The organism is Cupriavidus sp. SK-3, assembly GCF_000611145.1.
Lineage (GTDB): Bacteria > Pseudomonadota > Gammaproteobacteria > Burkholderiales > Burkholderiaceae > Cupriavidus.
This window is the reverse complement of sequence record NZ_JFJV02000214.1, coordinates 19,856-27,044: the sequence shown is the minus strand read 5'-3', so window position 1 is coordinate 27,044 and position 7,189 is coordinate 19,856. Positions and strand designations below refer to the sequence as shown.

Here is a 7,189-nt window from a genome sequence, read left to right as displayed (position 1 = left end):
CCCCGGGGGGGGAGCCCTGCCGCCGATCCCGGCCCACGTCCTGCGTTCACTCCAGGGCGCCAAGAGGTAGGTGCCGCGTTCGGGTGGCTTTTTTCACGCAGGCACGCGCATTCCGAGATGCCAGCTCCTGTGTCTTTCAGCAAAATGGAAGAGGTTGGCCTAGGTGAGTACATTAAACAAGGGCGCCCGAAGGCCGCCCGCCAACACGGCGAGCGCGGCGGTACTGGCCTTTCGCCAGCGCATGTTGCTTCGGGTTGGCGCGGTGGCCGTTCTCGCCGCCATGGGTATCGCGCTTGGCTGGGTGGCCCACTCGGCAGCTGAGCCTGTCCGGCAGGCCAACGCAAAGCCGGCGCCGAGGGTCATGCTCGGCGATGGTGTTGCCGGCCCGCGGGGCATGGCGTGGGTTCCCGGCGGCGAATTCCTGATGGGCAGCAACCACCGGCTCGCGAGGGACAACGAACGCCCTGCGCACAAAACGCGCGTGCACGGCTTCTGGATGGACCAGCATCATGTGACCAACGCCGAGTTCCGCGCTTTCGTGGCGGCGACCGGCTATATCACCACCGCCGAGAAGAAGCCGGATTGGGAGACGCTGAAGGTTCAGGTTCCAGCGGGCACGCCGCAGCCGCCCGACAGCGCGCTGGTGCCGGGGGGCATGGTCTTCGTTGGCACAGACCGCCCGGTTCCGCTGCAGTACTCCTCGCGCTGGTGGCGCTTTGTGCCTGGCGCGAATTGGCGCCACCCGGAAGGCCCCGACAGCACAATCGAAGGAAAAGACAACCACCCCGTCGTACAGGTTTCTTATGACGACGCGCAAGCCTACGCCAGATGGGCCGGCAGGCGCCTGCCGACAGAAGCCGAATGGGAGTTCGCGGCGCGCGGCGGTCTGGAGCAAGCGACTTACGCCTGGGGCGACCAGTTCGCACCTGGCGGCGAGCAGATGGCCAATGTCTGGCAGGGTCAGCAGTCGCAACCCTTTCCGGTGGTGAGCGCCAAGGCGGGTGGGGCGCTGGGCACGAGCGTTGTCGGTACGTTTCCCGCCAACGGGTACGGGCTCTACGACATGACTGGTAATGCCTGGCAATGGGGCGCGGACTGGTATCGTGCCGACCAATTTAAGCGGGTTGCCAGCATCGGGCAGGAAGAGATTGATCCGCTGGGGCCGGCGGATAGCTGGGATCCTTCGGAGCCTGGTGTTCCCGCGCGAGCGCCCAGGCGCGTGATTCGCGGCGGCTCCTTCCTTTGCAACCAGGACTATTGCCTGAGCTATCGCCCGAGTGCCAGGCAGGGGGCTGATCCGTATACCAGTATGTCGCACCTAGGCTTCCGGCTGGTGATGGACCAGGACGCCTGGCAGGCAAGGCAGCGGCAGCAAAAGACGATGGCCGCCGTGCCCGGCGGAGGTTGAAGGAGAAAGGAGAGAGAAGATGAAAGATGGAGCAATAGGAACTGGAATTGCCACACTGGACCGAGCATGGCCGACATGGGCCCGGCGCAGGACCGGCGCACGCGCGGGAAACGCCCCGTGCCTTCGTGCGCTTCGTGCACTGGGCGCCTTGGTGCTCGCCGCACCGCTCTCCCTGGTACAGGCCGCCCCCGATACCCGCCCCAACGTTGTCCTTCTGATTGCCGATGACTTGGGCTGGGGGGATCTCAGCAGCTACGGCCATCCCGTATTTCGCACGCCGAACCTGGACCGAATGGCTGCCGAGGGCCAGCGGTGGACCAATTTTTATGTCAGCTCGCCGGTCTGCTCGCCCAGCCGGGGAGCCATGCTGACGGGGCGCGTCGAAACCCGCTCGGGCTTGTATGGGGCCATCAACAGTGTCCAGATCGACGGCGATCCCTTCGGCTTCCCCGATCGGGAAGTGACCGTTGCCAGTCTGTTGCGTGACGCCGGCTATGCCACCGCCCTGTTCGGGAAATGGCATCTGGGCGATGCCCCGCGCGCCTACCCTACGCGGCATGGCTTCGATACCTGGTGGGGCATGCCGATGTCGAACGACGCGTATTTCGTCGGCACGCCCAGCAGTGTGAGCGTCAAGGAATTGCGCCAGCGCTATGCAAGAGGCGATTCGCCCAAGGAGTTGTTTGCGCTGTACTACCGGCAGGCCGTCGCGGCCTTCAAGAATCCCAAGAACGAGTACTGGAATTCGCCGCTGATCTCGAGCGAGCGCGTCGTGGCCAATGGGACGGTCGACTATCGCGACCAGGTCATCGAGCGGCCTGTTGATCAACCTCGGTATAACAAGCGGCTGACTGACCAGGTCGTCAGCTTCATTAGCCAGAAGCACGACAAGCCGTTCCTGGCCTGGGTTGGGTACGAGAAGCCCCACCTCCCGCATATGCCGGCCCCGGAGTTCGTTGGCAGCAGCAAAGGTGGCCCAGTGGGCGATGCCATAGCGGAACTCGATCACAGCGTGGGCCGGGTGTTGGAGGCGGTGCGGCGAAGCGGTAGCGCCAAGAACACCCTCGTCGTGTTCGTCAGCGACAACGGCCCCTGGGTTCTGTATGAAGAACTCGTGGGCTCTGCTGGCATCCTGCGCGATGGCAAGGCGTCGACATATGAAGGGGGCTCACGCATACCAGCGCTATTCTGGTGGCCCGGAACCATCCGGCCCGCCGTGGTGGACGGCATTGGCGCGACCTACGATTTCCTGCCGACCGTCGTTGCGCTGGCAAAGGCCAAGCTGCCCGACGCGGTCATCGACGGCGTCGACCTTGGAAAGACGCTGCGCGGCCAGGTACCGAGTCCGCGCCAAGTACTCCCCTACTACTACAAGGGCAGATTGCAAGCATGGCGCGAAGGTGACTGGAAGATCAATCTCTACGACGTCAGCGGCCGCCTCCCCCAGGTTGGCAAGCCAAGCAAGCTGGACAAGCCAACGCTCTACAACCTCGGCCGGGATCCCGGTGAAAAGTACGACAGAGCGTCGAGCGAGCCGGCGATTGTGCAGCGCCTGTTGCATAACGCCGAAGCGTTCGAGCAATCGGTTGCGCAAGCGGCTCCGGAGTTCGATCGAGTGACCATCGAGCGTGGCATCTCGGGACCTGGCGGGAATTGACGCGACAGGAACGGCAATCGGGGCTGACGAAGAGACCCCCCTCGGAACCTGCGGAGACTTGTGGGCTGACATGGCGGTTCAGTGCCGCCCACTCTCCCGCGAACAATGTCACATGCGATGCGGCAATCGGAGATGATGTTCGTGTCGAAAGGGGCGTACAGCGGACGGATGCGGGTCTTGCCTGGCGAGAATCCCTGCCGTCGCTGCTGTGGCGACGCCGCTTCGCCCGCAAACAGCCTTCCTGCACGAAGCAAACCATGTGGGCCTGATAGCTCATCGAATACCTCAGCGAAAACGATGCCGCTCTCCCATTCTCGCCGTTTTGTCCTATCGCTTGCGCTCATCCTCGCTTTGACCATCACGTCCGGCTGTGGGGCAGCCCCGGAAGGCGGACTGTTTGCACTGCTGCCCAGCACACTATCGGGCGAATTAAGCTGTGCAGGGAGCGGGGCAGCACCTCCAAGCGTGCCGGGTGCGATCAGCCGCGTCTACACGTCGGCGTCCGGCCGGGAGTTGCGCGCTCACGTGCTGGCGCCCGCCGGTCCATCCGTGAGCCGGCCTGCCATTCTGTTCTTTTTCGGCGGAGGATGGCGGCGAGGGTCGGTGACCCAGTTCCTCGCTCAGGCGAAGGCGGCGGTCGAGCATGGCTATGTCGCAGTGCTCGCTGACTACCGCGTAAGTTGCAGAGATAACACGACTGCGGTCGCCGCAGTCGAGGATGCGCGGGATGCCTATGCCTGGCTAAGACGCGAGTCTGCCGGATTTGGCGTCAATCCCGGACAGATCGTGTTGGCGGGGGGCTCGGCCGGCGGGCAACTGGCCCTGGTCGCCGCATTGTCCGCCGACTCCGCGGCGCGACCGGCAGCACTGGTGCTCTACAACCCGGCGGTTGACTTAGTCCCGCTCGCTTCGTGGATCGGACTGCAGCGGGAAGAGGCGGCAAAGATTTCGCCCAGCGCAATGAACCTGGCCGCGTCACCGCCAATGCTGATACTACATGGTGATGCAGACCGAATCGTACCTATTGATACGGTTCGGGAGTTTTGCCGAAAAGTGAGGGCTGCGGGCGGGAGTTGCGAGTTGCATGAATACGCCGAGCAGGGGCACGGTTTTTTCAACAGCCACGCCAAGGGCGCGCAGGGCCTTACACCCTACGACGACACGCTCGGCAGAACATTCGCCTTTCTCAATGCGCTCGGCCTGCAGCCACCAATTCCGGTATTCAAACGGGTGGAATGAAGCAGAGGGTCGCGGATCGCGACCCACATGCCCCGCACCAGCAACTCCGAATCGGGGGCGTCATGAGGACTGGCGTGCGGCCAGGCTGCTGTACAAAGATCGGCGCGGCGCTTCCAAGGTGCAAGAGTCACTCACTCAGGAAGTTTGACCGGCTCGTGCTCGGCCAAACCGGCCACTCACTTTCCACTGCAGATCGCATGGGAATGCCGGGTTGGTACCATCAGCCCGAGCGCAGTTCGGCGCGCACCGAATGGGCGCGCCGATGGGCGCCGGGTGGCAGGCCAGTATGGTGGCGCACCAGTTTGCGAAAGGCCGATATGTCCTGGTAGCCGCATTGCTCGGCAATGGCTGTCAGGCTCAGCGTGGTCACTTCCAGCAAATGGCAGGCGCGTTCGGCGCGCAGGCGATGCAGGAACTTCAGCGGCGACATACCGACGGATTTCATGAAGTGCCGCAGCAAGGTGCGCTCGCTGGTGGACGCCACGGCGGCCAACCGGCCGAGATCGTAGGGTTCTGCCAAATGCTGCTGCAGATAGCGGCGTGCCCGCAAGACCACGCTTTCGCGCGGAGCATCACCGACCTTGATCCATATGTCGAGCGCTTCGCCCCGCGCAGGCTGGTCCAGCAGCGTGTTGCCCAGCGTGCGCGCCAGTGCCTTGCCGGCGGTACGGGCCACAGCTTGCTGCAACAGGGCATGCACGTGATCCAGCGCGCGCGAACTGAACACATTCCCGCTTTTGACCACGGCCTGATCGGCCTGCAGCCGCCGCGCCGGTTCCACCTGGCGCATCCAGGTACCAAACACCCAGGGCACAGCGAGCCGGCGTTGCGCGGGCAGGCCCAAGTTAACCAACAGTGCCACCGCGGTAAATGGCGCCACCAGCAGCGCGCCTTTTGCCGCCGCGCTGGCGATGGCGGCACGCTCGCGGTCCAGCAGCGACAGCCCATGCTCCAGCCCGGCAATGTGATCAAAGATCGGCGGTGCAATGACCACCATCGCATTCTTGTCCGCACGAGCCAGTTCGGCCAGCGTCACGCAATCGCAGCGGAGCACGTCTGCCAGCGCCTGCCAGCGGCGCGGCTCAGATGCCGCAATGTGCCACTGGAACGGCGCCGCGCGGCCGCGACGGCCCGCCTGCATGGAGGCCAGTGTGTTGGCGATGGACAGCGTGTCGGCAGCCGTGGAGATCACCGACAAGGCGGCGGACGGGTAGCACAGCAGGTAAGCGGTGGGCATTCTGGTGCAACTTGGGATGTGGCGGGATTGACTCTAATTCTGGCGGATTTTGCTCTACCTGTCACGTCGGCAATATCCGACCATGCGTGCGTCATCACGCATCGTCCCGCGGCGGGTCCCGCGGGCCCTGCGAACAATGAAGCAGAGACGAACAATGGCGAAAACGCTTCGCGCGCAGGGTGGCCGCGTCTGCTCGAATGAGGGACATCGCATAGGTGCGACGGCAGCACGCACGCGGCCCCATGAGGCTGGCGCAATCGGCGCACGGAACCGCTCTGCCTCGGCATGCCCTTGGCCATCCATCCAATCATTCAATGGGAGACAAACCATGAAGCTCAAATCGATCCTCGCTGCCTTGACGGCTGCATGCTGCGCCAGTATTGCGCAGGCGCAAACCTCCGGTCCGCCGCTTAGCGCCGCGGATTCGGACCCTGTAAAGATGGGCTGGATGACCGGTTCACCGCCGCCGGCGGACAAGCTGATCCGGCAAGCGGATATGACGCTCTACACGTTCCCGCAGATTCGCTGGTCGTTTGCCAACTTCCGCCAACTTGTGCCCAGCACCAATGTCAGACGCGGTGACGGCGCAACATCGACATTGCCGCGCGCCGAGCGCCGCGACATAGACGGCATCACGTTCACGCCACTGGGACGCACTGACACCATGACTTGGGCGCAGTCGCTCGAGGCGAACTACACCGATGCGATCGTCGTGCTGCACAAAGGCCAGATCGTTTATGAGCGCTACTTTGGTGTCATGAACCCGCGTCAGCCACACACGGCCATGTCGGTAACTAAATCGTTCGTCGGCACCCTGGGTGCGATGTTGGTGGCCGAAGGCAAGCTTGATGAGAATGCGCTGGTCTCCAAATACATCCCGGAGCTCAAGGACACGGCCTACGGCGACGCGACGGTGCGCCAGGTGATGGATATGACGGTCGGCGTCAAATACTCGGAGAATTATGCAGATCAGAACGCCGAAATCTGGCAACACGTGCGGGCGGGAGGCGTGTTTCCACGCCCGCCTGGCTACAACGGCCCAACCTCGTTCTATGGTTTCCTGGAAACCCTGAAGAAGGAGGGCGAGCATGGTGATGCCTTTGCCTACAAGACCGTGAATACGGACGTGCTAGCGTGGTTGATCCGGCGCGCCAGCGGCAAGTCTGTGGGCGAAGTGCTGTCCGAGCGCATCTGGCAGAAGCTGGGGGTCGAGCAAGATGCCTATATTCTGGTCGACAGCGTTGGCACGGAGTTCGCCGGAGGCGGTTTCAACCCGACCCTGCGCGACATGGCCCGCTTCGGCGAAATGATGCGCCTGGGCGGGCGATTCAATGGCCAACAGATCGTGCCCAAGTCCGTGGTTGCCGATGTCCGAAACGGCGGCGACAAGGCCAAGTTCGCAAAAGCCGGCTATGCGACTATGCCCGGCGGGAGCTATCGCGACATGTGGTGGGTCAGCAATAATGCCGATGGGGCTTTCTCGGCGCGCGGGGTTCACGGCCAGGTGATCTACATCGACCCCAAAGCCGAGATGGTGATCGCTCGATTCGCCTCCCTTCCGGTGGCCGTAAGCGAGCGCTACAATGCGATCACCTATCCAGCCTTCCAGGCATTGGCCGACCACCTCATGGCAAATCGATAGCAACGC

At 63.5% G+C, this 7,189-nt stretch carries 5 protein-coding genes; 4 read left to right on the top strand and 1 reads right to left on the bottom strand.

The window, feature by feature from the left end; genetic code table 11:
* Positions 1 to 241: 241 nt before the first annotated feature.
* The 3 genes from CF70_RS21145 (at position 242) to CF70_RS36705 (ending at position 4,304) form a co-directional block, all read left to right on the top strand.
* Positions 242 to 1,408 carry a formylglycine-generating enzyme family protein gene (locus tag CF70_RS21145; protein ID WP_035869070.1) on the top strand — a complete coding sequence of 389 codons (1,167 nt, stop codon included), beginning with the start codon at positions 242 to 244 and terminating at the stop codon, positions 1,406 to 1,408.
* Between the two features lie 151 nt (positions 1,409 to 1,559).
* Positions 1,560 to 3,065, top strand: a complete 1,506-nt coding sequence (locus CF70_RS21140) for a sulfatase-like hydrolase/transferase (protein ID WP_035869192.1) — start codon at positions 1,560 to 1,562, stop codon at positions 3,063 to 3,065.
* A gap of 105 nt (positions 3,066 to 3,170) precedes the next feature.
* A complete protein-coding gene (locus tag CF70_RS36705) occupies positions 3,171 to 4,304 on the top strand; it encodes an alpha/beta hydrolase (RefSeq protein ID WP_081862265.1) in 1,134 nt (377 codons plus the stop codon).
* Between the two features lie 220 nt (positions 4,305 to 4,524).
* Here the strand turns inward: CF70_RS36705 and CF70_RS21130 are convergent, their stop codons facing one another.
* On the bottom strand, positions 4,525 to 5,541 hold the full coding sequence (locus CF70_RS21130) for a helix-turn-helix domain-containing protein (protein ID WP_035869068.1): 1,017 nt from the start codon (positions 5,539 to 5,541) through the stop codon (positions 4,525 to 4,527).
* A gap of 328 nt (positions 5,542 to 5,869) precedes the next feature.
* Between CF70_RS21130 and CF70_RS21125 the strand changes: the two genes are divergently transcribed.
* On the top strand, positions 5,870 to 7,183 hold the full coding sequence (locus CF70_RS21125; RefSeq protein WP_035869065.1) for a serine hydrolase domain-containing protein: 1,314 nt from the start codon (positions 5,870 to 5,872) through the stop codon (positions 7,181 to 7,183).
* The last annotated feature ends 6 nt before the right edge of the window (positions 7,184 to 7,189 follow it).